This window comes from Rhodococcus sp. FW305-130, assembly GCF_058788335.1.
Map to the genome: position 1 here is coordinate 563351 of NZ_JBYTAP010000003.1, position 24995 is coordinate 588345.

Consider the following 24995-nt stretch of genomic DNA (forward strand, 5'->3'; position numbering starts at 1 on the left):
CTGGTATCGGGGCGCTGCAGTTTGCATCCGGTGTCACGAGAACCCGGTTCCGGCTCACCCCAGGAGAGTTTGATGACCTCAGCGACCATTCCCGGTCTCAATGGAACTGACGGCACGCCCCCCACGCAGCACAAGGAACTGCTTGCATGGGTGCAAGAGGTTGCCGAACTCACCCAGCCTGATCGCGTCGTCTTCGCAGACGGCTCGGACGAAGAATGGGACCGACTGACAACGAAGTTGGTCGAGGCAGGAACCTTCACCCGCCTCAACGACGAGAAGAAGCCGAACTCTTTCCTCGGCAACTCCGATCCGTCCGATGTCGCGCGAGTCGAATCGCGTACGTACATCTGCTCGAAGGAAGAAATCGACGCAGGTCCCACCAACAACTGGATGGACCCGGCGGAGATGCGCACCCTCATGGGTGACCTGTACCGCGGTTGCATGCGTGGACGCACCATGTACGTCGTGCCGTTCTGCATGGGCCCCCTCGACGCCGAGGATCCGAAGCTGGGCGTCGAGCTCACCGATTCCGAGTACGTCGTCGTCTCCATGCGCGTCATGACCCGCATGGGCAGCAAGGTTCTCGACAAGCTCGGCACCGACGGATTCTTCGTCAAGGCGCTTCACTCGCTGGGCGCTCCGCTGGCCGATGGCCAGGAAGATGTCGCGTGGCCGTGCAACGACACCAAGTACATCACTCACTTCCCCGAGGATCGTGAGATCTGGAGCTTCGGTTCCGGCTACGGCGGAAACGCTCTCCTGGGCAAGAAGTGCTACTCGCTGCGTATCGCTTCGGCAATGGCGCACGACGAGGGCTGGCTGGCCGAGCACATGCTCATCCTCAAGCTCATCTCGCCCGAGGACAAGGCCTACTACATCGCGGCGGCATTCCCCTCCGCTTGTGGCAAGACCAACCTCGCGATGATCCAGCCGACCATCCCCGGATGGCGCGCCGAGACCCTCGGTGACGACATCGCCTGGATGCGTTTCGGTGAGGACGGACAGCTCTACGCCGTCAACCCGGAATTCGGTTTCTTCGGCGTGGCTCCCGGCACCAACTGGTCGTCGAACCCCAACGCCATGCGCACCATCGACCAGGGCAACACGGTCTTCACCAACGTCGCTCTGACCGACGACGGTGACGTCTGGTGGGAAGGCCTCGAAGGCGACCCGCAGCACCTGATCGACTGGAAGGGCAACGAGTGGACGCCCGAGTCGGGCACCCATGCGGCTCATCCCAACTCGCGTTACTGCACCCCGATGTCGCAGTGCCCGATCATGGCTCCCGAGTGGGACGACCCGAAGGGCGTGCCGATCTCGGCAATCCTGTTCGGTGGACGCCGCAAGACGACGGTTCCGCTGGTCACCGAGGCTCGTGACTGGCAGCACGGCGTCTTCATGGGTGCAACGGTCGGCTCCGAGCAGACCGCAGCAGCCGAAGGCCAGGTCGGTACGGTTCGCCGTGATCCGATGGCTATGCTGCCGTTCCTCGGCTACAACGTCGGTGACTACTTCCAGCACTGGATCGACCTCGGCAAGTCCGCGGACGCGTCCAAGCTCCCCAAGGTCTTCTACGTCAACTGGTTCCGCCGTGGCGACGACGGACGCTTCCTGTGGCCAGGCTTCGGCGAGAACTCTCGCGTCCTGAAGTGGATCGTCGAGCGCATCGAGCACAAGGCTGCCGGCATCGACACCCCGATCGGCGTCGTTCCCACCGGATCGGCACTCGACATCGAAGGCCTGGACGTGTCGGACGCCGACATCACCGAGGCCCTCGCGGTCAACATCGACGAGTGGAAGGCCGAGATCCCGCTCATCGAAGAGTGGTTCGACTTCGTCGGCGAGAAGCTGCCGACCGGCATTCGTGACGAGTTCGAAGCTCTGAAGCAGCGGTTGGCCTGATAAACCGCCCCCGTATGTAGTGGCCTGATGCCGCATTGGTTCAATTTGATGAACCGATGCGGCATCGGTCGTCTGTATGCCCTTGCCTGTAGCCGTTATGCAGTTCAGCCGTAAAGCAGTGATCAGCGAATCGAGCGGGTCGACACACTCGATCCTCAGGAGGACCAGATATGAGCGGGATCTACAACAACGTGACCGAATTGGTCGGGCGCACCCCGATCGTGCGGCTCAACCGTCTGACCGAGGGCCTGGACGCACAGGTCGCCGTCAAGCTCGAGTTCTACAACCCGGCCAACAGCGTCAAGGACCGGATCGGCGTGGCAATCATCGACGCCGCCGAGAAGTCCGGTGCACTCAAGCCCGGCGGAACCATCGTCGAGGGCACCAGTGGTAACACCGGTATCGCACTCGCCATGGTCGGTGCTGCTCGCGGCTACAAGGTCATCCTGACCATGCCGGAGACCATGTCCACCGAGCGTCGCGTGATGCTGCGTGCTTACGGCGCCGAGATCGTCCTTACCCCGGGCTCCGAGGGCATGGCCGGTGCAGTCGCCAAGGCCAAGGAAATCGTCGAGCAGACCGAGAACGCTGTCTCGGCCAGCCAGTTCGCGAACCCGGCCAACCCGGCCATCCACGAGGCGACGACGGGCGAAGAGGTCTGGGCCGACACCGACGGCGCCGTCGACATCTTCGTGTCCGGCATCGGCACCGGCGGCACCATCACCGGCGTCGGACGCACCCTTCGCAAGTACAAGCCCGAGGTCAAGATCGTGGGCGTCGAGCCCATCGACTCGCCGATCCTCAACGGTGGCCAGCCCGGTCCCCACAAGATCCAGGGAATCGGCGCGAACTTCGTGCCCGACGTCCTCGATCGCGAGATCTACGACGAGATCATCGACGTCTCGTTCCCCGATTCCATCGAGGTCGCTCGCGCACTCGGAACCCAGGAAGGCATCCTGGGCGGCATCTCGTCCGGTGCCATCGTCTGGGCCGCACTCGAGTTGGCGAAGCGTCCGGAAAACGCCGGCAAGCTGATCGTGGCTGTCGTGTGTGACTTCGGCGAGCGTTACATCTCCACCCCGCTGTTCGAACACATCCGGGACTGAGACTTGTGAGTATCCTCGGGACAATTCGCGAGGACCTGCAGGCTGCGCGCGGTCAGGATCCTGCCGCGCGCAGCAATGTGGAGAACGCGCTCGTTTATTCAGGGCTGCATGCCATTTGGGCGCATCGGGTTGCGCATCGCATGTGGGTCGTCCCTGCGCTACGCGGCCCGGCGCGAGTGCTCTCGCAGCTGACACGCTTCGTTACCGGCATCGAGATTCACCCCGGTGCCACCATCGGTCGACGGTTCTTCATCGACCACGGCATGGGCGTCGTGATCGGGGAGACGGCCGAGGTCGGTAACGACGTGATGCTCTATCACGGCGTCACCCTGGGTGGTCGCTCGCTCGAGCAGGTCAAGCGTCACCCGACGCTGGGAGACCGGGTCACCGTCGGCGCTGGTGCCAAGATCCTCGGACCTGTCGTCATCGGTGAAGGTAGCGCTATCGGCGCCAATGCCGTTGTCACCAGAGATGTTCCGGCCGAATCCATCGCGACGGGTATCCCGGCGGTGGCGCGGCCACGGACCACCAAGGAAAAACTGGTGGACCCGAACAGTTACATCGATCCTGCGATGTACATCTGAAGCACTCCTTCTTCGATGGCCACCCTCGTGTAGACGGCGGGTGGCCATCGGCGTCTGTTCAGGCTCGCGTCAGGTGCCACCCGCGACGTCCCAGTACGACGGCCGTCGCAGCGCCCAGTGCTGCTCCGATCAGGGGATAGCAGGCCAGGACGAGCCAGCGTGGATTGTCCGATCGGGCGTCGAAAGCGATGTTCAACGACGACTCGTAGTCCCGAGCCATCTGTACGCCGCGCAGTGGTACGTAGGAACCCTGATAGACGATGGTCTCGTCAGGACTGGTCATCACGTCGATCAGACTGCCTACCAGGGGAATTCCCCCGACGACAAATCCCAGAACCGCCAGAATTACGATCAGTGCGCGCATCGAACGAGCCTATCGCCCGGCCGGAAGTTCAGACTGCGATCGACGGTTCTTCGGGCGTCGAGAGGGTCAGGATCGCTCGCACGACGCGTGGACTCTGCTCGAGTGAGCGTTCGAGTTCGCGCAACGTGTGGGCCACTCGGGATTCCGCGTAGTCGCCGACCAGGCCGACGCTGGCCACCAGGTACACCTGCCGCGGACCGAGGTATTCCATGCGCAGGAACGTGATTCGGTTGATCTCGGGCAGTTGGGTGAGAGCTTCGACGGCTGCTGCCCGCAGCGTCGGTGAGGCCTCTTCGCCGACCAGGAATCGGCGGTTGCGATCGATCAGGATGATCGCGATGACTCCGAGAAGTATGCCGACGAAGATGGAGCCGAGGGCGTCGGGGATCGGTGAACCGGTGATCTGGTGCAGTAGGACGCCGACGAATGCGATGACCAAACCGATCAGTGCCGCAGCATCTTCGGCGAACACGGCCCGGGTCGTCGGGTCGGACGTGTTGAGCGCCTGGGCCATGACGTCACGGTTCACGGCGGACGCTTCGGTTCGGAGTTGCTTGTACGCCTGCCGGAACGAGATGCCTTCGAGGATGAACGAGACGCCGAGGACTGCGTAGGCGACACCGAAGTCGGTGGCAGGTTCGGAATGGAACAGTTCCTGGATGCCGTGGGTGATCGACACACCTGCACCGAGCGCGAAGAGTCCGAGGGCGGCGAACATCGACCAGATGTAGGCCTCCCGGCCGTACCCGAGTGGCTGGTCTCGGTCGGGAACCCTTTTCGAGCGGCGGTTCGCGATCAGCAGCAGCACTTCGTTGCCGGTATCGGCCCAGGAGTGGGTGGCCTCGGCGACCATCGATGCAGATCCGGTGACGATGGCGGCCGCCGTCTTGGCCCCGGCGATCAGCGCGTTAGCCGCAAACGCCAGTACGACTGTCGTGGTGCTCTCGTCGCCGTTTCCCGTCGGCTCGGCCTTGGGTTCGATGCTCACGAACTTCAGGCTAGGCGGGTGGCGACGGTTTCGTGCGGTGACGCTCGGCGACGGAGCGCAGCAGTGTGTCGACGGCGTCGTGGAACTGCGTCAGGCCCGGCTCTTCGACGGGAAAGTGCCCGCACCCGTCCAGCATCACGAATTCGGTGTGTGCGTTGATGCGGCGGAGGAACTGCAGGCTCAGTTCGGGTGGCGTCCATCGGTCGTCGGCCGGGTGGGTGAGCAGAACGGGCGTCGTCCGAAATGCTTCGGGTGCGGTGTGCTCGAACGAGAAGTAGCTGCTGAGGAATCCGAGTGGCACCCGAACACCGCCACCGCGCGGATCGGTTGCGCACAGCGTCGCGAGTTCACGGTTGCTGCTCATGTTCGCGACGTCGGCGACCCAACGGATGGGCACGCGGATACGGCCCACCAGTCGTTCGGTGCGGCGCATCAGGGGAGCGCCGTAGACACCCATCGGGCCGAACCGCGCCGCGGCAGCTCTGGCCGACGGATGCGAGGGATCGAGCAGACAGGTGGCGACGACGGCGTCGGCCAGACCGGTCCGCGCGGCTACCTCGTAGGCCAGCAGACCGCCGATGCTGGCGCCCAACAACACCAGCGGCCGATCGTCGGCTGCCTTCTCGGCCCGGACGAGATCGCAGAGGAGATCGACCCACTGCTCGTACCGGACGCCGGCGGGATCGGCTACGACGGTGTCGCCGTACAGCGGAAGATCGGGGAAGAGGACTTCGGCTCCGAGTTTCACGCCGATCCCGGCGAACGGCCACAATGCGCCCGAGTAGCCGCCGGCGCCGTGGATGCCGAGAACACGAACCGGCGCGTCTGGAACCACTGCCCGTGCGACGTGGACGGTGTTGCCGTTCCACTCCCACCACGTCGGGGTCGGCGCCGGCATGTGGTCGGTGTACCGGTCGGGCATAAACTTCGAGTAATCGGCGCTGGTCACCTACACAATTCTCGGTACCGGCGTCGCGGCTGACAACTCGCATCGGAGGACCGTGTCGACTCGGCGGAAAAGGCCCTCCCAGCAGCGCTCGAGGGCTACCTACGACGCGATCCTGGAGGCAGCTACTCGCGTTTTCGCGTCGGAGGGCATGGCAGCGACCACCAACCGGATCGCTGACGAGGCAGGGGTGTCGGTGGGCTCGCTCTACCAGTATTTCGGCGACAAGTACGAGATCCTCGCGGAGTTGGCGAACCGTCACGTGAGTGCTGCGCGGGAGAGTTTTGCGCTCTGCCTTGCCGACATCGTCGAGCGTGAACTCACCCCGGACGAGGCCGTCCGGATGTTGGTGGAGTGCGCGGTCGAAGTGAACAGTAAGCCGCGAGAGTTCTTTCACCTGCTCTACGATCAGGTTCCGCGTACGCGTGAGCTCATCGCGCAGGTCGAAGGAATGAATCGGCAACTGGTACTGGGTTTTTCGGAGTACTTGCAGAGCCGCGGTTTCAGTGCGGACGATGCGTTGTTGACGTCGCGGTTGACTGTGACTGCCGTGGACAGCCAGGTGCATCGGGTTGTGCTGGAATCGGATTCACCCGAAGAACTTCGAGTGCGAACGGAAGCCGTCGTGCGGCAGGCGAGATCGATGATCGCGTCGGAATCCTGATCCGGTGTGCGGAATGGTGACCACAGTCCGTTATGGTTCTGACGTCATCATCGAGGTAATGGGAAGTCGGTGCAATTCCGGCGCGGTCCCGCCACTGTGAGGTCGTCCCTGCGTCGACCGTAGCCAGATACCACCCTCGTTGACGTTGTGTCATGCCACGAGGATGGATCGGTCACACCATGAATGCTGTTGGCGGAGCTCTGTCTCCACCTACCCACCTGCCTTCGCCGAAGGCTGGTGCGCCTCGAGGACGGCTCAGTCCGGGTATCGTGCTGCCCGCTCTGCTGGTCGTCACCGTGCTCTCTGCTGTGTGCGCGTTGGCATTCGGATCCGAGATGCTCCCCGTGTCCACTGTGGTGGACGTGGTGCACTCGCGCTTCGGGGGCCCACCCGTCACGCGTTCCGAACTTGCGATCGTGTGGGGGATCAGAGCACCTCGGGTACTGCTCGGTCTGGCCGTCGGCGCTGGTCTTGCCGTCGCCGGCGCGGTGGTGCAAACCCTCGTCCGTAACGCTCTCGCCGATCCCCACCTGCTGGGAGTGTCGTCCGGCGCGAGTGTCGGTGCCACCGCCGTCATCACCACCGGACTGTTCGCCGGCGCGGGAGTGTGGGCGCTCAGTTTCGGCGCGATGATCGGGGCGTTGGGAGCTGCGATTCTCGTCTTCACCATCGCGACGCTGCAAGGCGGTATCACTCCACTGCGATTGGTTCTGACCGGCACCGTCACCGCATCCGCCCTGTCGGCGATCGCGAGTTTTCTGGTGCTGCGTACCAATGATTCCCAGGCCGCGCAGTCCGTATTGTTCTGGCTCCTGGGAAGTTTGGCCGGGGCATCCTGGGACAAGTTGTGGGCGCCGGTCGTCGTAGTGTTCCTGCTGACGGCAGCGGTGTTCGCCCTGCACGGTTGGCTGGATGCGCTGGCGGCCGGACCGGACGTCGCGGCTTCGCTCGGTATTCCCATCCGAACCCTGCGAAACGTGCTGTTCGGCGTGCTGGCAGCGTTGGTCGGCACGATGGTTGCGGTGTCCGGCGCGATTGCCTTCGTAGGCTTGGTCATACCGCACGTCACACGCATGCTTGTCGGAGCCAGACATCGAGTGGTGTTGCCGGCGGCAGCGCTGATCGGCGCGTCGTTCCTGGTGTGGGTCGACGTCGTGGCGCGGACCTCGTTGCGGCCGACCGAGATCCCGCTGAGCGTGGTGACCGGGGTGATCGGTGCCCCGCTGTTTCTCCTGCTTCTCGGCCGTCGGCGCTACCGATTCGGTGGCAGTTCGTGAGCGCCCGCGCCCTGGCGGTGACCGCGTCCGGAGTCGTCGTCCGCATCGACCGCCGAACCGTCGTCAAGGGCGTCGACATCGCGGCGGACGCCGGTGCAGTAGTAGGCGTCGTCGGTCCGAACGGATCGGGCAAGTCGACTTTGTTGCGTGCGCTTGCCGGTCTCGGACCGATCGCTGACGGTGACGTCCGCGTCGGCGGCGAGTCCGTGCACGCGATGTCCGCGCGTTCGCGGGCCAAAGCCATTTCTTTTGTGGCGCAGGAAGAGCAGAGTCCCGCCGATTTGTTGGTTCACGAGTACGTGACTCTGGGGCGCACGCCACATACAAAGCCCTGGAGTGTCGGCGGAAAGCACGAGAATGCCGTCGTTGATCGTGCTCTGGGCGAGGTCGGAATGATCGAGCACAGGCTCTCTTCGATGGACACGCTTTCCGGCGGCGAGCGTCGGCGGGTATTTCTCGCCCGAGGTCTCGCGCAGGACGCCGGCGTGCTCATCCTCGACGAGCCGACCAATCATTTCGACATCCGGCATCAACTCGAACTGCTCGATCTGGTCCGGTCGTTGGACCGGACGGTGATCATGGCACTGCACGACCTCGATTTGGCTGCGGCAGTGTGCGATCGGGTGCTCGTGCTCGCGGATGGAGTGGCCAGGGCGTTCGGACATCCATCCGACGTACTCACCACCTCGGTGGTGGCAACTGTCTTCGGCGTCGAGACTTTCGAGCTCGTGAACCCCGCGACAGGCCGTTCACACCTCGTATTCGAATCACGAAATTCTCAACTACAACAATCATTTTCGGAGAGTGCACTTTGATACATGTCAAGACCCGAGCGTCGTTCGGTGCGGTTGTAGCCGCGACAGCGTTGTTGACAGTTGCCGGCTGCTCGGCAACCGCGCCCGTCGACGAAGCCGCAGACAAGACTTCGGTGACATTGGAGAACTGCGGGACCGAAAGCACTTTCCAGCTTCCGATCGAGAACGTCGTTGCGACAAGCAATGCGGCCAATATCGGCACCATTCTCCGAGTCGGCGGTTTGGATCGTCTCGCGGCCGTCGTGTTGAACACGAACAACGACGCGGTCATGGAGTCGATGTTCGGCCCTGGAATTGCGGACGTCCCACACCTGGACGGAACGATCACGCTGGAGACGATTCTGGGTAAGCAGGCGGACCTGGTGGTCGGCTCCTACAGTGGCTTGTTCAAGGGAGCCTCCGGTGTGACGCCGGAATCGCTGCAGAGCAACAACATCGATGCATATGTGATCTCCGATAGTTGTCGGCAGAGTGCCGCAGCGGATTCCGCGCTCGGCACGATGGGTCCGTGGGATGCCCTTCGTGCGGACGTGACCAATTACGGCAAGCTGTTCGGAACCGAGGACACCGCCGCCGAGGCACTGACCGAATTGGATTCACGTTTGGCACGTCTGGAGTCCGCGCCAGATGCCGCTGACAAGCCGAAGGTTTTGATCTACGACAGCGGTGAAGAAGATCTGTACACCAGCGGAGGCAACGGAGCCCCCAACGGAATCATCGACGTCGCCGGGGGAACCAACGTGTTCGCCGACGTCGACAACACCTGGTTCAAAGCGAGCTGGGAGACCGTCGCGAAGTCAGAACCCGACGTCATCGTGATCATGGATTACAAGAAGAGCGCTGACGAAGTACAGGGCAAGATCGACGCGATCAAGAGCCGAGAAGGCCTACGCGATCTCGACGCCGTCAAGCAGAACCGCTTCGTCGTACTCCCGCTCGCGATGTTCACCAGCGGATTCCCCAACGTCTACGGCGCGGAAGAGCTGCGCGCGAAGATCGAAGAGTTCGGACTTGCTCCGTCGAGCGGGATCGACTGGACAACCGCGCCGTCGGCATGAGTGTCGACAGTGGTTCGCATCGGGTGATCGTCGTACTGCGGCCGACCGTCAGCGGCCTCGACGAGTCGGCCGCGCGACGGATGTTCGACGCTGTTCGGGCCGGCACCGACGCCGACGTTCGTATTGCGTACCTTGATGTCGCGTCGCCGAGCCTTCACGAGGAACTCGATCGAGCGCATACCGATGACGTGGGCAAGGTCGTGTTGATTCCAGTTGCGGTGCCGAGGGATCGGTACCTGCTCACGTGGACCAGCAAGGCGGTTGCGAACTGGCGCGAAACCCGGATCGGTGCCGAACTGGAAGTGTCGCTCCACGAATCGGAAACGCTCGAAGGTGCCGTGGCCGCGCAGGTGATCGATGAACTCGGCGCGGCCGGAAAGCCGATCACTGCCAGTCCGGCGTCGTATCGCAGTCCGGCTTGGTCGGTGATCGAGCAGCACGATACACATCTGTTGGTGTGCAAGGGGCCCCGCTGCATGGCGTACGGAGCAGGGCCTCTCCACCGGGCCATGAGTGCGGCGGCCAAAGGCACTTCGGCAAAGGTGACGGGAACCGGTTGTCTGAGCCCGTGCAACCTGGGCCCGTTGGTGATCGCGAACCCCGGTGGCACCTGGTTCGGTCATGTGGACGCCGGTGACGCTGAAGCATTGGTCGCAGGTCAGGAGAATCAATTGGTGGATCACGTTCTGGACCGGTAGATACAGGTCGGCGAAACAGAGAACCCGCTGAGCGCGAAGTGCGCTCAGCGGGTTCTGTCCATCAGTGAGACGGTCAATTCGATTCAATTGGTCGAATATTTCTTGCGGACCCGGTCAGCCTGAATTGATTTCTCTTGAATGCAACCAGGACCCTGTGGCGATTGTCCGTCAATCAGACGACTGCCATGAGTATCGAGATTGGGTAGAAATATTCAGACCAATGCGAATTCGAGGAGTGAACCATGGGATACGACAATAGGTGCCGGGATTGCCAGCACGGCAAATGTTCGGTCTGCAACGGGGAGGGGAAGGTGTGGGGAACCTTTGGAAATTGCACGAGGTGCCACGGACAAGGCGGTAGCCCATGCGCGCAGCACCGATGAGTCAATGCTGCTCAGGCTAGCGCAGTAGGTTCGGTGAACGTCGATGTCAACGCTATGAGAGTTGGCTGCCGAGTGCCTGAATCCGGCGAAAAATATTCGTTATCAATCGGTCGAGAGGATATTCAATGGACATGGTAGTAGTCGGATTCATTGCATTCATCTCCTATGCTGTAATCGGTCGGGCAATAGGGACGTCTTACTGGAGAAGGAAACACGGAGTGTATCGCTCCTTTTTCTCGACAGAGGCGATATTTACAGGAATGTTCGGATTTCTAGCAGTTGGTCTCACGTGGCCCGTTTCCATATTCATCCCTGCAGTTCGAGCGCCCGAGCTTTGCACGCACGGCAGTCATATCCTGGAACGGGATTCTGCGCGTCGCGAGTATGAGCAGATGGAGGATGCGCTTCGTCGGGAGCGTGGACTGGCCTGAATGGTGCCTCGATTACGTTTGAAGCCCGCCGATTGACCAATCGGCGGGCTTCAAACATTCATGTCTCAGGAACCGAAGGGAAGGGTTCCCGGCGGGATCTGGTATCCACTGCTGCCGACGGAGGCGCTGCCCCAGAGTGCGAGGAAAGCGTTGATGGCGTTGGTGAGCATATGAATGTCCTTTGTGAGATGACTGATTCGTTTTCGACGGTACCGGGTGGATCTGTGGATTCGCTGGGAGTTGGCACCCATTTCATGGGGCTGGCACCCGTTCCGGCAGGTCGGAACGGGTGCCAACTGTCAGCAAAGGGTGCCAACTCCCGGGTGGGTCAGCCCACGTAGCCGGGCGGCATGAGTACGGACTTGGTCTCGCAGAAGGCTTCGAGGCCCTCAGGTCCGTTCTCGCGTCCGATACCGGAGTTCTTGTAACCACCGAACGGTGATCCGGGATCGAAGGCGTACCAGTTGATCGCGTAGGTACCAGTGCGGATCTGCGCGGCAACTTCGAGTCCGTGATCGATGTCGGTGGTCCACACCGATCCGGCGAGGCCGTAATCCGAATCGTTGGCGATCTTGATGGCCTCGTCCTCGGAGTCGTACGGGATCACCGAGAGAACGGGTCCGAAGATCTCCTCGCGTGCGATGGTCATCGAGTTGTCCACGTCGGCGAAGATCGTCGGCTCGACGTACCAGCCCTTGTCCAGGCCGGCGGGACGTCCACCACCGAGTACGACGCGCGCGCCTTCTTCCTTGCCCTTGGCGATATAGCCCTCGACGCGCTCGCGCTGCTTCTCGGAGATCAGCGGGCCGAGTTGTGCTGCGGGATCGGACGGATCGCCGACGGTCATGAAGCCTGCCGCGGTCTTCATTCCCTCGATGACCTCGTCGTAACGCGAACGGGGAGCGAGGATTCGGGTCTGAGCGACACAGGCCTGGCCGGTGTTCATCAGGCCGGACATGACGAGCATCGGCATTCCGGCGGCGATGTCGGCGTCCTCGAGGATGATCGCGGCGGACTTGCCACCCAGTTCGAGGGAGCAGCGCTTGAGGTTCTGCGCGGCGATGGCACCGATCTTGCGACCGACGGCGCTGGATCCGGTGAACGTGATCTTGTCGATGCCCGCATGAGAGACCAGGTATTCGCCGGTCTCGGCTCCGCCGGGGAGCACGGAGATGACGCCTTCGGGAACACCTGCCTCGGTGAAGATCTCGGCGATCACGTGGACGGAGAGAGGGGATTCGGGTGCGGGCTTGAGCAGTACGGTGCAGCCGGCGAGCAGTGCGGGGGCCAGCTTGTTGATCGCCAGGAACAGCGGGACGTTCCAGGCCAGCACGGCGGCGACGACGCCGACGGGCTCACGGGTCACCTTGGTCTGCCCGAATGCGCCGGTGCGCTTCTCTTCCCACGCGAACTTGTCGGCCAGCTCGGCGTAGTAGCCCAGCGTCGCCATTGACGGGGTCTGCTGCATCATGCCGACCATGGCGGGCGGCTGGCCCATCTCGTTGGAGATGAGCTGGTTGATTTCCGCGCTGCGCTCTTCGATCAGCTTGGCGGCCTTGGCGAGGATCGCGCCGCGCTCGGCGGGGGTGGTGCGTGACCACGGTCCCTCGAACGCCGCGCGGGCTGCGGACACGGCCGCGTCGATGTCTGCCGGTGCTGCGATGGGACAGCTGCCGACGCGCTCCTCCGTTGCGGGAGAGAACACTTCGAGTACCTGGTCGGTGGCCGGGGCCACCCATGCTCCACCGATGTAGAGCTTGTCGTAGTCAGTCATCAATTCATTCCTCGGTGTTGTCGGTCGCCGCGAGGGCATACGCGTCGTCTGCCTGTGCGGTGTCGGTGAAACTGGTGAATCCGTATTTCTCGTGCGGTCCGATGGCGGCTACCTCGAAAAGACCGGTGCCGGTGTTGGTGTTCGTGCCTTCGGTGAGCGTGAAGGACGCGAGGTTGTCGACGGGGGAGAACATGCGTTGGAACGGTTCGATCTCGTGGACCTTGTGGCGGAGCCCTTGTACGACGAGTTCGCCCTGCCACATTCCGTGACGCCAGTCCTGTTCGAGCCCGTAGCCGGTGCCGATTCCGATGTAGTTGGCCAGCAGCAGTTCGCAGGCGACGGTGAGGACTTCACCGCCTGGCCGGTGGAAGGTGATGGTCGCTCCGGTGACGTCGCGGGTGTCGGGGCAGAACGTCAGTTCGTGTTCGGGTCGGCCGAGCCATTCGTTGTCCCTGGCTTCGTCCGGCCACACTCGCATGGCTTCTTCGACGATGCGCCTGCCCTGCTCGTCTTCCTGCATGATCACCGAGATCGTGAACTCGTCGAACTGCATGACCGCGTAGATCCAGAAGAAGTTCTGGATTCCGTCGACGGCGCGTCTGCCTTGCGGTTCGGCTTCACCGACCGGACGCACACCCCACGAGCGGTCGCGGTTACCTCGCCACGTCTTCGGGTCGATCGCGAAGTCCTCCCCGTCGACGGTGAGCGATCCGGTCCACGTGCCGGTCTGCAGGAAGCGTGAGGTGTCGAACGTGACTCGTTCGAGTTGACGGCGAAAGTGCTTGGGCTCGAGCGCCGCGGGGATGGTGGCATCGAAGGTGATGTCGAAGGAGAGATCGTATTCGCTGCCCGGTTCGAGTACGACGCGGAGCTTCTGCAGCCCTTCGAGCACTTCGACGCGCAGAGGTCCGACGGTGGTGTCGGTACGGTCGGCACCCAGCGCCTTCGACATGCGAGCAACGATGTGGTCGTCACCGCGGCGAAGGACAGCGAATGCGTCCATGACGCCGAGGTTGGGGTACTGGCCGAGTCCGACGATGAGGAACACGTCGGGGGATTCGGTGGGGTAGCAGTTGAAGTAGTAGCGGTCGTAGAAGTTTCGATCCGAGGTGGCTACGTGACGGATCGGTTCGGCGATCTGGTGAACGGGATAGTCGTCCATCGGTGAGAGCATGTCAGGCCAACCTCTCCCAGTAGGTGCCGTCGAGCATCGCGGCGAGCGAAGCGCGGTGCATGATCATGTCGTCGGGGTCTTCGGGTCGCTGTGACTGGCCGAAAGCTATGGCGCGGGCCTGGATTCGCCACATGATGACCGCCTGACGCAGTGCGGCATAGGTAACGTAGAACTCCAGATCGTGTGGGGTGTGGCCGGTGATCTCGGCGTAGGTGTGCGCGAGATCCGGCAGTCGAAGGAAGTCGGGAAGGCCGGGTAGGTTCGCCAACCCGGCGATGTCCTCGAAGAACCTGTGCAGGAATGCCATCCAGCCCAGATCCATCTCTCGCGGGCCGAGAGTTGCCATTTCCCAGTCGAGTACGGCTACCGGCGCGAAGTCCTGGTACATGACGTTGCCGATGCGCGAGTCGCCCCAACAGAGCACCGCCGGAGAATCGTCCGCGGGATTGTTCTCCTCGATCCAGTCGAGGGCACGTTCGATGAGCGGTGATCTGATGCCGTCGGAGACCACCCACTCGTAGTACGCGCGCTGCTCGGCGATGTGCGCCGTGAATGCGTCTCGTGCAGTCGTTCCCGAATTCGGGAGTCGGAGGAAGTCGAAACGCTCGCACGGCTTGTCGATGGCGTGCAATTGAGCCAGGACGTCGACCGAGCTGCGCTGGAGGGTTTTTCGCTGCTCGGGGGACGCTTCGGTGACCCACGATCCGAAGTTGTACGGCATGACGTCTGGCGGCACGTCGCCGGAGATTCGTTCCATCACGAAGAACGGCGCACCCAACGCGTCCGGGTCGGATTCCGACCAGTACACCGCGGGTACGGGCACCGCCGAGTGCTCGCGCACCTGAGCCATGGTGCGGAACTGGGATTCGAGGTCGTAGGTCGGAAACACCGGCATGGTCGATTCCGTCGGTGCCACCCGAGCGACCAAGGGATGATGATCGCCGTCCCAGGTGGCGTCGAAGAGGATGGTTTCGCTGGACATGCCGTTGGCTGCGGGCAAGGTGACGTCGGCGACGGTCACAGTGGATCCGCTCGGCACTTTGCCGGCCATCCACCGTTCCAGGCGCTCACGGAGGTCTTCGGTGTCGCGGAGGGAATCGCTCGGTCGGGCGACCTGGGCGTGATGCTCGGTTTCATCGGTCGAAGAAGCAGTCGAGGCAACGTCAGATGAGGAAGCGTCTGGGCTCACGGTCACCTCCTTCCCGTAGGCGTCACGTGCAATGCCCGTAACGGTGTGAGTCAGAACACTAAAACACGTTACAGAAATTGGGAACAGGCGGCACCCGTTTAGTGGGACTCCCTGCGGATTTATCGGGGAAGAACGCGTGTCAGATAACGGCGGTGAGCGCGAGCAAGCCCGCACCGGTCAGAGTTCCGGCGCCACCTAGCTCGGCGGGAACGATCCGGAGCCCGGCGATGAACGACAAACGGGCATGTCGGGCAGCCGCGTCGAGCATCGGTTCCCACAGCGGTGCACCCGACTGGGCGAAACCGCCGCCGATCACCACGAGGTCCACGTCCAGGAGGGCAGCCGCCGAGGCGATGGCGCCACCGAGCGCCGTCCCTGCGCGGTGAAGCGCGTCCACGGCGATCGCGTCACCGCTGCGTGCACCCTCGGCTAGTTCACGGCCGGTGTTTCCCGACCAGCCCTGGCTACGAGCCCATCGCACCGCGGACGGTCCACTGGCCACCGTCTCGAGGCAGCCGACGCCCCCGCAGCTGCACGGTTCGGAAGATCCTGGAACGACGAGGTGGCCGATGTGACCGGCGTTCCCCGTGCGACCCCGAGCAATCTCACCGCCGAGGACGATTCCTCCGCCGATTCCCGTCGAGACGACCAGGCTCAGGAGGTTCGGGGTTCCGCGTCCGGCGCCGTGGTGGAACTCCGCCAATGCCGCTGCGGCTCCGTCCATGGCGAGGGCGGTTCCGGCATCGGGAAAGACGCTGCGGACGCCCGCTACCAGCTCGAATCCCTGTGCCCACTCGGTAATGTTGATGGGAGCTACGACGCCGGCGACGGTGTCCACCGGCCCGGCGCACGCGATGCCCACACCGTCGACGTCGCGGCCGTCTGCGACTCGTTCGAGCAGCGCCGCACACGCTCTCCACGGGTCGGTCTGCGGCGTCGGCACGCTGTCGAACACGGGAACACGGCCGTCCTCGGACACGACGCCGGCCGCCATCTTGGTGCCACCGATGTCGAGTGCGAGGCGCATGTCGCTATCGCTTTTCGAGAACCACGACGAGGTTGCTCACCAGGAACTCCCGAAGACCGGGGACTCGGACCATCCACCACGCCCACGACGGGTGGTAGCGCGGGATCGCGGCGAGCAACGTGCCCTGGCTGGTTCCACGGGCCCAGCGTAGGCCGTCGGTGGCGCCGACTTTGAACAACGACACCCCGAATCTGTTCTTCGGTTCGCGTCCGGTCTTGCGGAGGTACCGCTTGGCTGCGTACTCGCCCCCCAGCGCGTGCCACGGTCCGGTTTCGTGGCCGCCGAACGGACCCCACCACAGGGTGTACGAGAGAACCATCAAGCCGCCGGGCTTGGTCACGCGCAGCATTTCCTCGGCCATCAGCCACGGCTCGCTGACGTGTTCGGCCACGTTGGAGGAGAAGCAGATGTCCACGGACGAGTCCAGGAACGGCAGTGCCAAACCGGATCCACGCACCGCGCCGCCCACGGTCAGACCCGCGGCGTGCATCTCCGACGGATCGGGTTCGACGGGAATGTAGCGGGCACCTGCGGCTTGAAAGACCTCCGCGAAATAGCCCGGACCACCGCCGACGTCGAGGACAGTGAGACCGTCGAGGGATCGTCCGGTGTGACCTTCGTGCAGGTCCGAGATCAATTCGACGGAGTCGCGCGCAAGCGCGCCGTAGAAGATGTCGGGCGCGGACTGCTCGTGGCGGAAGTCGCTGAGCAGGCCGAACGAGCGTTTCAGGGTTGCCCGTCGGCCGAAAATGCGGGTCACTGCGGGCTTGGTCACGGGTAGCAACTTTAGCCACTGGGTCGCCCGGTCCACGAACACCGTCAGGAGCGCGGCAATACGGACGCTCGAACAGTTAGGGTGTTCGGCAGGGTTACCGGCCGGTCAGGCGGGGCATCCCGCAGGATCGCCCGAACCGGGGTGGCCACCGACCAACTCAGGGAGTAACGCACGTGCGCGAGGTTCTGTTGCTCTGCTGGCGCGATACCGGGCATCCCCAGGGCGGTGGAAGCGAGCGTTACCTCGAGCAGGTCGGATCCCAGTTGGCCGAGCGCGGTATCAAGGTGACGCTGCGGACGGCGTCGTACCCCGGGGCGCCCGCGTCGGAGGTTCGAGACGGCATCACGATCAGCCGGGCCGGTGGACGTTTCAGCGTGTACCCCCGCGCTCTGGCCGCCATTGCCGCCGGACGTCTGGGTTTCGGATCGCTCAAGGGCATTCGCCCCGACGCGGTGATCGACACCCAGAACGGCATCCCCTTCTTCTCGAAGACCGTGGCGGGTGCGCCGGTCACGCTTCTGGTCCACCACTGCCATCGTGAACAATGGCCGGTGGCAGGCAAGCTCGTCGGCCGGATCGGCTGGTGGGTCGAATCGCGATTGTCACCGCGCACCCATCGACGTAGTCAGTATCTGACGGTGTCGCTTCCTTCGGCCGAAGAATTGGTGGACCTCGGTGTCGAGCGCGAACGAATTGCCGTGGTGCGCAACGGTGCCGATCGGCTCCCCGTCGGCGTCGACGCAGGTGGATCGATCACCAGGGCCGAGCGTCCCACCATCTCGGTTCTCTCACGACTGGTGCCGCACAAGCAGATCGAGGACGCACTCGAGGCCGTCGCAGCCCTGCGTCCGACGCTTCCGGACATCCATCTCGACGTCATCGGTGGTGGTTGGTGGGAGCAGAACCTGCGAGATCGCGCCGCCGAGTTGGGAATCGGTGACGCCGTCTCGTTCTACGGTCACGTCGACGAGCCTCGTAAACATGAACTCCTTGCGCAGTCGTGGATTCACCTCATGCCTTCGCGGAAGGAAGGGTGGGGCCTGGCGGTCATCGAGGCTGCGCAGCACGGTGTTCCGACGATCGGTTACCGCAGTTCCAAGGGCTTGACCGATTCGATCGTCGACGGAGTGACCGGGCTGTTGGTCGGCGGTGAGCACGCCGGCGACGGCGACATCGCTGATCTGACGCAGGCGGCAGGCACCCTGCTCCGCGACCACGAACTCCGCACGGTGCTCGGTGAGAAAGCTCGGGTGTGGTCGGGCGAGTTCTCCTGGGAGCAGACCGGCACCGGAGTGCTCGAGGTGCTGACCGCGCACAAGGACGGTCGGTGGGTCTCAGGACTGGCCGCGCCTCGCGAGTCGAATTCGGTTCTGGTTCAGTCCGACTGAGATCAGCGCGATCACGCCCATCAGTATCCAGGCGAGATGCGCAACTATGACGGCCGTTCGGGCGCCGGTCGAGGCTTCGTGCGCGGCAACATCTCCCGGTACCCGGTAGAGCTCGAGATCGTTGTCGGCAAAGACCTGTTCCAACCCGTCGAGTGTCGCTGCCGCCTTGCCGAGCCGGCCTGGTGTCTCACGCTCGATCAGTACCCATCCGACTCCGAGATCGGCCAACTGCGTAGGACTCCCGCCGGCAAGCAGCACATCCTCGACCTGGGTGGCCCGGGTTCCTTCACCGCCGACAGCACCACCGGCAACCACCAGTTGGCCGGTCTGCAGAACGTCGAGCGGTAGGAAGCGTGGTGCTGGATCGAGTACCGGCGCATCACCGCTGTAGGGGAAGGCGCGGAACATCCCAGCGGGAAGCACTGCAACGTCACCGGTTTCGTCTCGTAGTTGCTCGGCCACCACGGTCCAGGACCCGGGATAGTGCACGGGCTTCAACGCGCCGCCGACACCCCACACCAGATCCGGTAGCGCCACGATCGTCACCACGACGGCGGCGATCGAGAATGCCGGGCGGGGAAGGGAGAACCGATTGCCCGCCCACATCACCGCGGCGGCGGCAGCGAGTGCGTAGAACGGTACGGCCAGCGCGACCCACTTCTGGGCGTCACGCAGTAGACCGGCGCCGGTGAACACCTCGACCGACCATCGGCCGACGTCGAGCCCCCACGGAGTAGCGCCCAGGGTCGGAGCGAGCACCGCGAACAGGGCCAGCGCGCCGAGTCCACCGACAACGGGGTTCCGGCGTCGGCGCCATAGAGCGGGCACACCGGCAAACACCACGACAAGCAGAAGAACTGTTCCGACCAACGCGAAGAGTGTTGTGCGCGTGGAAGGTACCGCTGCCGAGTTCCAGATACCGCCGAGCCCGGCGAGGCTGCCGAGCGTCGCGAGTCCCGGTTCTGCTCGGGCGGCAAAGGCGGCGACTCCCGCTGGATCGGAACCGTCGCCTGCTGCTCCGGATACGAAGGTGGCGACCAACCACGGCGAGGCGGCGACGAGGAACAGCCCGATAGCGCCGCAGACACGCCGCATGGCCGAGGTTCGGCCTCCGGGGGTGGCAACCACCACCAGCGCGGCCGTCAGAGCGAGCAGAGCGCCGGTAGGTGTCAGGCCCGCGAATGCCAGTGACGCGGCCAACGCCCACCAGGACCCGGGCGTGGCTCGGCGAACTCCGATTCCGGCACACACGATCCACGGCAGTGCGGCATAACCGGTCAGCAGGCTCCAATGTCCTTGCAACAGGCGCTCGGCCACGTAGGGGTTCCAGAGCATCACCGTCGACGCGACCAGTTGTGGACCGAGACCGGCCGTCGGCAGCAGGACGGCGACCATGCGCGCCGCACCCCAACCGGCGAGCCAGAGCGCCACGAGCAGGATGAACTTGACCACCAGTCCGCCGTCGATCACGGTGCTCAACGCTGCGATCAGCGCGTCCTGGGGAACGGCGCGGGCTGCGGCGTCGGTGAGTCCGAGGGCGGAGTCGGTCAAGTACGAGCGCGGCGTGCTGACGGCGTCGCGCAGCAGGAGGTAGCCGGGGCCGAGCAGCGGTCCGAGGATCAACAGTGCCAGCGCCAGGCTGTACGCCGCAGGCAGGTAACGGCGGTATCCGGCTTGCACTGTCATGACGCGCACGATACGTGGTGCATCATTACTGCCATGCCTCGCCAACCACTCGATCGCGCCGCCGCGGCCGGGGTCGGCATGGTTTTGGTGGGATCGATGACGGCCAATGTCGCGTCGTACCTGTTGGCATGGTTGGCCAGCCGATGGTTGGGTCCGGTCGGCTACGGCGAGTTCGCGAGTCTGCTTGCCGCCCAGTTGGTACTTGCGGTTCCGGCTTTGGCGTTGCAGACGGTGGTCGCCCGCGAGGCGGTGCGTGGCAAGAGCACAGATGCGTTGCGGTCGTTGGGGTATCGATGCACCGCGATCGTCGCCGTCCTCGCGGTTGCGCTCGCTCCGGCGATGGCGTGGCTGCTCGACACCGGAATCGTGGCGTCGTTCTCGGCATTGGTGACCGCGCCCATGTTGGTTCTACTGGCAACGGAGCAGGGGTTGTTGCAGGGTCACGGTCGATTCGGCACTCTCAGTGCCGTGCTGGCCGGAGCCGGGGTGATGAAAGTCCTTCCGGCAGTAATCGTTCTGGCTTTCGGCGGCGGGGCAGGCGCGGCATTGGTCGCGGGCGCGGCCGGAACTGCGTTGCTGGTGGCGATAGTCCGAGTGGTCGACCGAACCGTCTCGGTGAGCGAGGACCGTGCGGTGCGGATCGGCGTCGTCTCCGTGCTCGCGGCGTCACAGGTCCAGCTCGCGCTGATCGCGTTGTCTTCGCTGGACCTGCTGATCGTCCGCGTCGTCCTTAGTGAGTACGACGCCGGTGTCTACGCACTCGGCGCCGTCGCGACGAAGGTGGCGTTCTGGCTGCCACAGGCAGTGGGCGTCGTGCTGTACCCGAAGATGGCGAATCCGGCGCACTCGGCGCAAGCGGTTCGCTCGGCGTTGGCGGTGCTCGTCGGTATCGGCGCCGTGTTGGTTCTGGGGGCGGCGGTTGCCGGCCCGCTGGTGCCGATGCTCGTGGGCGACGCGTACGCCGCCGTGGCTCCGATGCTGTGGGCCTTCGCCCTGCACGGTGCAGCGTTGGCGGTACTCCAGGGTGCCTTGCTGTCCGCAATCGCGTCAGAACGCACGCGAGTGGCCCTTCTGGCGTGGGCAGGACTGGTTGTGGAGGCGACGGTCATGCTGGTGTGGGCGAAGACGCCGGGAGAGTTGATCGGCGTCGCCGTGGTGGTTGCGTCGACAACGGCCTTGGCGGTGTCCATCGCCGCAGTGCGAAGTGCCGACCGCGCCCGGCCGGCACCTCACAGCGACGTCAGTTCTCCAGACGCGTGAACAAATCGTCGAAGTAGTCGAGCGTACGCATCGCGGTGTAGACGGATCCGTAGTTGATGTTCCCACCCGTGTAGACGACGTTGTCGCCTTGTACTGCGCGGATACGGTTCCACATCGCGCGGTCGTCGGTGACGGGATCCACGCCGGGCGCGGTGGTGACGATCATTCCGTCGGCCGAGTCGAGGGAAGTCACCAGGTTTTCGGTGGAGATCTCCTTCTGTCCCTCGACGGGCCACTGGAGCTGGACGCCGAGGTCTTCGGCCACCTGCGTGGAGATGCCCTTTCGGTTGACGCCGTTGACCTTCTGATTCACGTAGTTCAGCAGCACGATCTGCTTGCTCGCCAAACTCCGGGCGTGGCGTTCCTTCAATCCGGCTGCCTTGTCCTCGTACGCTCCGATGACCTGACGGACTTCGGGGTTCTCGGTGCGATCCAGCCAACTTGCCAACTGGTCGATGTTCTCGCGCCACGGACGGGTGAAGTCCATCGGAAGCACAGGAGCCGTCTGGCTCAACTGCTGCAGCGGCCACATGTCGGAGGCCTCACCGATGTCGGTGCAGATGATCAGGTCCGGTTCCAGCGCGAGAATTGCCTCGACGATGACCGGTGCCTCGAACACCTGCGCCGTGGGATCGGCTGGAACCCACGGCTCGGCGGCGTCGAAGCTGTACGCGATGACCGGCAGGCCCATCGCAACGGCTGGTTCGAGGTCGAGTCGGGAGTCGATGGCGACGACGCGCTTCGGTGTCACCGGAATGTCGTAGGTTCCGAGCGAGGTCGTGACCGTGCGCATCCCGGACGCATCGCCCTCGGTACCGGCGGACCTTGCGCAACCGGCGGCGAACAGCCCGGAGAATGCAGCACTGCCGACAACAAATCTCCGACGTGTCAGATCGCTGACACAGATGTGCGAACCCAGAACTGTTGATGCGGGCATGTGGCTCCTCGTGTTCGGGGTGGTCTGGACTTCCAGAAAACGCTAAGCCCGCGACCACGCGGAGGGAACGACCCGTTGCGCCAATCCGTACGCCGATCCGGCAACAAAGTCCCGAAATGCAGCAGAGCGCCCCTTCCGTGTGGAAGGGGCGCTCTGCTTACTGCCTGAATCAGTCCTTGCGCAGATCCGGACGCGGGATCACCTGAGTGTCGTCCGAGGTCCAGTCGTGCTCACCCGGAGCCGGCTCGGGCGAACCCTGGCCGCTGGGATTCTGGTTCGTTCCGCCGTGTGCAGCGCGGGCCGGAGTTCCGCCCTTGCCGCCGCGAAGGCCGAGGAAGATACCGGCGATCAGCGCGATGACTCCGAGGACACCTGCCACGATCGGGACGGTGCGGCCGAACAGCGAGAGCTTGTCCATGCCGTCACGCGCCTGCTGGACCTGGTACTCGATGGTCGCCTCGTCGAAGGGCAGCGTGACCTTGAGAACCTCGACGTCGACGGCATCCTTGTTGCGGCCGTAGTACTGGTGCAACTGCTCCTGGCCCTTGACGACGACACCGGTCTTGGGCTCGACCCACAGGTCACGGACGTTGGTGTACCAACGCGTCATCGTGATCGGGGTTGCGCCGCCGGGAACGCCCCAGGTGTCAGCGGGAAGGCTCAGCTTGTTGGTGGGGGAGTTGACGACCTTCGACAGGTCGACGGGATCGATCGTCTGCTGGAAGTGGTACACCTTCAGACCGTTGATCTCGGTCTCTTCGACGAAGTCGATGTCCTTCGTGGCGCGAGCGTTCAGGTCGAAGTAGGGGTAGCTCTTCTGTTCCGTGTTGAACGGGAACTTGTACTGCAGACCGTCGCGGGAAACTTCTTCGGCGGGCTGGTCGCTGGACGTCTGGACGGTTCCGACCGGATCGTTGGTCGGCATCGAGCTGACGCGATCGAGCGTGACGCGGTCCAGGGTTGCGGTCAGCAGTCCGGTATCGCCCTGCTTGTCGGTACGACGGACCGTCTGGCCGGCTTCGACGGTGATGATGTCGGCGTCGGACGGGTCCTGCGTGGTGACGTAGCGCTGAGCGACGATCGGCACGTTGGTGTCGACCTGTGCCTTTCCGCCGAGGAGGGCCGCCGAGTTGAGGACGCTACCGGTGCCTGTGGCGACGGTGGTCACCTCGAGGTCGAGTGGCGTCTTCTCCAGCTTGCCTACCGTGTAGGTAGGAATGAGGATGGCGATGGCCAAAAGGAAGGCACCGAGGCCCACCAGAATGCAAGGAAGTATCCGGCTCGGCCCTGAGCGTTCCGCCATGCTGTGACTCCTAACCCGTTAAGTCTTTCGAGGTTCCCCAACCGGCACAATATGAGCTGCGCAGATCGCATGGGGCCCCCGATGGACACCATGTGTGGCAGAACACTAACAGTCCACCGGCCCGGTTTGTCGCATGAGGGCATGAATTGGCCAGGCATTTTGTTGTGAGTCCCTGGTGGTTTCCCTCAATCGGCCTGGGGTGCACACTTATCCGTGATGATCAGTTCCACGAATTCCTCTCAGACGGTCCCGCCACAGGCTCGGGGCTTCGTTCCGGCTTTGGACGGTATGCGTGGATTGGCCGCGCTCGGCGTCCTCGTCACCCATGTCGCGTTCCAGACCGGTGAAGCGCAGTCCGGTGCGATCGGGCGCGCGTTCGGTCGACTCGATCTCGCCGTAGCGGTGTTCTTTGCCTTGTCCGGATTTCTCCTGTGGCGCCCCCACGCGGCAAAGGCTCGCGGAATCGGGCAGCCGCAGTCGACCGTCCGGTACTGGATCTCCCGCGCGACGCGCATTCTGCCGGCGTACTGGGTGGCAGTGGTCCTGATCCTGCTGTTCCTGCCCGGTGCCGGCGGGGGCTACCAAGTGTGGTTGGCGAATCTCGGGTTGGCGCAGGTCTTCGTGCCGTTGACACTCACCGAGGGCCTCACGCAGATGTGGAGCCTGTCGGTCGAGGTGGCGTTCTATGTTCTGCTGCCGCTTTTCGCGTATCTGATGGTCCGACTACGAGGAAACTCGGTCCGGTTCCGGCTGCCGCTTCTGCTCGGGGTGTCGGTCTTGGCCTTGACGTGGGCATTCATTCCGATTCCGACGCCGGACGCTATCCACCACGACAACTGGTTGCCGGGCTACCTGCCGTGGTTCGGCGCCGGCATGGTGCTGGCCGAGCTGGCAGTGGGCCCGTCGACATGGGTGCATCGCCTCGCGCACCGTCGGGTACTCCTGACCCTGATTGCCTTTATCGCCTTCGTTCTCTCGTGCACTGATCTGGCCGGGCCCGAAGGTCTGGTGCGGCCTGAGCCGTGGCAGTACGCGATCAAGATTGCACTCGGTGCGACCATCAGCTTCTCGTTGATCGCGCCACTGGTTCTGCGCGATCAATCGCAGCATCGGTTCCTGGCCAGTCCTTTGGCGCTGGCAATCGGACGCTGGTCCTACGGCCTGTTCATCTGGCACCTGGCCGTACTGAACGCTGTGTTCCCCGTATTCGGCATAGTTCCGTTCTCGGGCAGCTTCTTCTACGTCCTGGCCCTCACGGTCGTCCTG

Annotated in this window: 21 protein-coding genes, 1 pseudogene and 1 riboswitch; of the genes and pseudogenes, 11 read left to right on the plus strand and 11 right to left on the minus strand. The window is 63.9% G+C overall.

Annotation, left to right across the window (positions count from 1 at the left end):
* Positions 1-72: 72 nt before the first annotated feature.
* The 3 genes from AC3WQS_RS12570 to epsC all read left to right on the plus strand — a co-directional run bounded on the left by AC3WQS_RS12570 (position 73) and on the right by epsC (position 3592).
* The gene (locus AC3WQS_RS12570; protein WP_029254577.1) at positions 73-1902 is read left to right on the plus strand and encodes a phosphoenolpyruvate carboxykinase (GTP); all 1830 of its coding nucleotides are present in this window, start codon (positions 73-75) and stop codon (positions 1900-1902) included.
* A 170-nt stretch (positions 1903-2072) separates the two neighbouring features.
* On the plus strand, positions 2073-3008 hold the full coding sequence (gene cysK, locus AC3WQS_RS12575) for a cysteine synthase A (protein WP_019747115.1): 936 nt from the start codon (positions 2073-2075) through the stop codon (positions 3006-3008).
* 5 nt (positions 3009-3013) lie between these two features.
* Entirely contained in the window at positions 3014-3592 is a 579-nt protein-coding gene (gene epsC / locus AC3WQS_RS12580; RefSeq protein WP_019747116.1) for a serine O-acetyltransferase EpsC, read from the plus strand.
* A gap of 58 nt (positions 3593-3650) precedes the next feature.
* Here the strand turns inward: epsC and AC3WQS_RS12585 are convergent, their stop codons facing one another.
* Genes AC3WQS_RS12585 through AC3WQS_RS12595 form a run of 3 tightly spaced genes read right to left on the minus strand, consistent with a single transcriptional unit; the run spans position 3651 to position 5893 of the window.
* Positions 3651-3956, minus strand: a complete 306-nt coding sequence (locus AC3WQS_RS12585; RefSeq protein WP_020968582.1) for a hypothetical protein — start codon at positions 3954-3956, stop codon at positions 3651-3653.
* A 28-nt stretch (positions 3957-3984) separates the two neighbouring features.
* Positions 3985-4944 carry a cation diffusion facilitator family transporter gene (locus AC3WQS_RS12590; protein WP_492712668.1) on the minus strand — a complete coding sequence of 320 codons (960 nt, stop codon included), beginning with the start codon at positions 4942-4944 and terminating at the stop codon, positions 3985-3987.
* A gap of 10 nt (positions 4945-4954) precedes the next feature.
* Positions 4955-5893, minus strand: a complete 939-nt coding sequence (locus tag AC3WQS_RS12595; protein WP_081098321.1) for an alpha/beta hydrolase — start codon at positions 5891-5893, stop codon at positions 4955-4957.
* Between the two features lie 148 nt (positions 5894-6041).
* On the opposite strand from AC3WQS_RS12595, the gene AC3WQS_RS12600 reads away from it, so the two are divergent.
* From AC3WQS_RS12600 to AC3WQS_RS12620, 5 genes are all read left to right on the plus strand, one after another.
* A complete protein-coding gene (locus AC3WQS_RS12600) occupies positions 6042-6554 on the plus strand; it encodes a TetR/AcrR family transcriptional regulator (protein WP_047889133.1) in 513 nt (170 codons plus the stop codon).
* Between the two features lie 16 nt (positions 6555-6570).
* Positions 6571-6706: riboswitch (cobalamin riboswitch) on the plus strand.
* Positions 6707-6823: 117 nt separating this feature from the next.
* Entirely contained in the window at positions 6824-7831 is a 1008-nt protein-coding gene (locus AC3WQS_RS12605) for a FecCD family ABC transporter permease (protein WP_492712689.1), read from the plus strand.
* Entirely contained in the window at positions 7828-8646 is an 819-nt protein-coding gene (locus AC3WQS_RS12610) for an ABC transporter ATP-binding protein (protein WP_492712667.1), read from the plus strand. Before AC3WQS_RS12605 ends, AC3WQS_RS12610 begins: the two co-directional genes overlap by 4 nt.
* On the plus strand, positions 8643-9704 hold the full coding sequence (locus AC3WQS_RS12615; RefSeq protein ID WP_151531831.1) for an ABC transporter substrate-binding protein: 1062 nt from the start codon (positions 8643-8645) through the stop codon (positions 9702-9704). The genes AC3WQS_RS12610 and AC3WQS_RS12615 overlap by 4 nt, the downstream gene beginning before the upstream one ends.
* Positions 9701-10402, plus strand: coding sequence for a (2Fe-2S) ferredoxin domain-containing protein (locus AC3WQS_RS12620; protein ID WP_046378019.1), 702 nt, complete (start codon positions 9701-9703; stop codon positions 10400-10402). The genes AC3WQS_RS12615 and AC3WQS_RS12620 overlap by 4 nt, the downstream gene beginning before the upstream one ends.
* A 1142-nt stretch (positions 10403-11544) precedes the next feature.
* Here AC3WQS_RS12620 and AC3WQS_RS12625 read toward each other — a convergent pair.
* From AC3WQS_RS12625 to AC3WQS_RS12645, 5 genes are all read right to left on the minus strand, one after another.
* Positions 11545-12990, minus strand: a complete 1446-nt coding sequence (locus AC3WQS_RS12625) for an aldehyde dehydrogenase (protein WP_003945530.1) — start codon at positions 12988-12990, stop codon at positions 11545-11547.
* Between the two features lie 4 nt (positions 12991-12994).
* A complete protein-coding gene (locus AC3WQS_RS12630) occupies positions 12995-14164 on the minus strand; it encodes an Rv3169 family protein (RefSeq protein ID WP_133727629.1) in 1170 nt (389 codons plus the stop codon).
* A 1-nt stretch (position 14165) separates the two neighbouring features.
* Positions 14166-15353 (minus strand): phosphotransferase family protein, encoded by a 1188-nt coding sequence (locus AC3WQS_RS12635; RefSeq protein ID WP_029254583.1) that lies wholly within the window; start codon positions 15351-15353, stop codon positions 14166-14168.
* Between the two features lie 139 nt (positions 15354-15492).
* Positions 15493-16380, minus strand: coding sequence for an ROK family protein (locus AC3WQS_RS12640; RefSeq protein ID WP_336505033.1), 888 nt, complete (start codon positions 16378-16380; stop codon positions 15493-15495).
* A gap of 4 nt (positions 16381-16384) precedes the next feature.
* On the minus strand, positions 16385-17155 hold the full coding sequence (locus tag AC3WQS_RS12645) for a class I SAM-dependent methyltransferase (RefSeq protein ID WP_003945692.1): 771 nt from the start codon (positions 17153-17155) through the stop codon (positions 16385-16387).
* Positions 17156-17328: 173 nt separating this feature from the next.
* Here AC3WQS_RS12645 and AC3WQS_RS12650 point away from each other — a divergent pair, with 173 nt between their 5' ends.
* Entirely contained in the window at positions 17329-18543 is a 1215-nt protein-coding gene (locus tag AC3WQS_RS12650) for a glycosyltransferase family 4 protein (protein ID WP_492712666.1), read from the plus strand.
* Here AC3WQS_RS12650 and AC3WQS_RS12655 read toward each other — a convergent pair.
* Positions 18490-20229 (minus strand): MmpA family trehalose lipid delivery protein, encoded by a 1740-nt coding sequence (locus AC3WQS_RS12655; protein WP_492712665.1) that lies wholly within the window; start codon positions 20227-20229, stop codon positions 18490-18492. The two genes, AC3WQS_RS12650 and AC3WQS_RS12655, sit on opposite strands and share 54 nt — an antisense overlap.
* Before the next feature lie 33 nt (positions 20230-20262).
* Here AC3WQS_RS12655 and AC3WQS_RS12660 point away from each other — a divergent pair, with 33 nt between their 5' ends.
* Positions 20263-21489, plus strand: a complete 1227-nt coding sequence (locus AC3WQS_RS12660) for a lipopolysaccharide biosynthesis protein (RefSeq protein WP_408989145.1) — start codon at positions 20263-20265, stop codon at positions 21487-21489.
* On the opposite strand, the gene AC3WQS_RS12665 is transcribed toward AC3WQS_RS12660, so the two are convergent.
* Positions 21470-22426, minus strand: a complete 957-nt coding sequence (locus AC3WQS_RS12665; RefSeq protein WP_492712664.1) for an ABC transporter substrate-binding protein — start codon at positions 22424-22426, stop codon at positions 21470-21472. The genes AC3WQS_RS12660 and AC3WQS_RS12665 overlap by 20 nt on opposite strands.
* Before the next feature lie 169 nt (positions 22427-22595).
* Positions 22596-23729: a cell envelope lipid trafficking protein PgfA gene (gene pgfA, locus AC3WQS_RS12670; RefSeq protein WP_019747133.1), complete on the minus strand. Its 1134-nt coding sequence runs from the start codon at positions 23727-23729 to the stop codon at positions 22596-22598.
* A gap of 216 nt (positions 23730-23945) precedes the next feature.
* Between pgfA and AC3WQS_RS12675 the strand changes: the two are divergent.
* Positions 23946-24995: pseudogene (locus AC3WQS_RS12675) on the plus strand (acyltransferase family protein); the annotation flags it as partial.

Coding starts and splice junctions, on each gene's coding strand:
- AC3WQS_RS12570 (WP_029254577.1), top strand. CDS start 73: ATGACCTCAGCGACCATTCCCGGTCTCAATGGAACTGACGGCACGCCC.
- cysK (WP_019747115.1), top strand. CDS start 2,073: ATGAGCGGGATCTACAACAACGTGACCGAATTGGTCGGGCGCACCCCG.
- AC3WQS_RS12585 (WP_020968582.1), bottom strand. CDS start 3,956: ATGCGCGCACTGATCGTAATTCTGGCGGTTCTGGGATTTGTCGTCGGG.
- AC3WQS_RS12600 (WP_047889133.1), top strand. CDS start 6,042: ATGGCAGCGACCACCAACCGGATCGCTGACGAGGCAGGGGTGTCGGTG.
- AC3WQS_RS12620 (WP_046378019.1), top strand. CDS start 9,701: ATGAGTGTCGACAGTGGTTCGCATCGGGTGATCGTCGTACTGCGGCCG.
- AC3WQS_RS12625 (WP_003945530.1), bottom strand. CDS start 12,990: ATGACTGACTACGACAAGCTCTACATCGGTGGAGCATGGGTGGCCCCG.
- AC3WQS_RS12630 (WP_133727629.1), bottom strand. CDS start 14,164: ATGCTCTCACCGATGGACGACTATCCCGTTCACCAGATCGCCGAACCG.
- AC3WQS_RS12640 (WP_336505033.1), bottom strand. CDS start 16,380: ATGCGCCTCGCACTCGACATCGGTGGCACCAAGATGGCGGCCGGCGTC.
- AC3WQS_RS12655 (WP_492712665.1), bottom strand. CDS start 20,229: ATGACAGTGCAAGCCGGATACCGCCGTTACCTGCCTGCGGCGTACAGC.
- AC3WQS_RS12660 (WP_408989145.1), top strand. CDS start 20,263: ATGCCTCGCCAACCACTCGATCGCGCCGCCGCGGCCGGGGTCGGCATG.
- AC3WQS_RS12665 (WP_492712664.1), bottom strand. CDS start 22,426: ATGCCCGCATCAACAGTTCTGGGTTCGCACATCTGTGTCAGCGATCTG.
- pgfA (WP_019747133.1), bottom strand. CDS start 23,729: ATGGCGGAACGCTCAGGGCCGAGCCGGATACTTCCTTGCATTCTGGTG.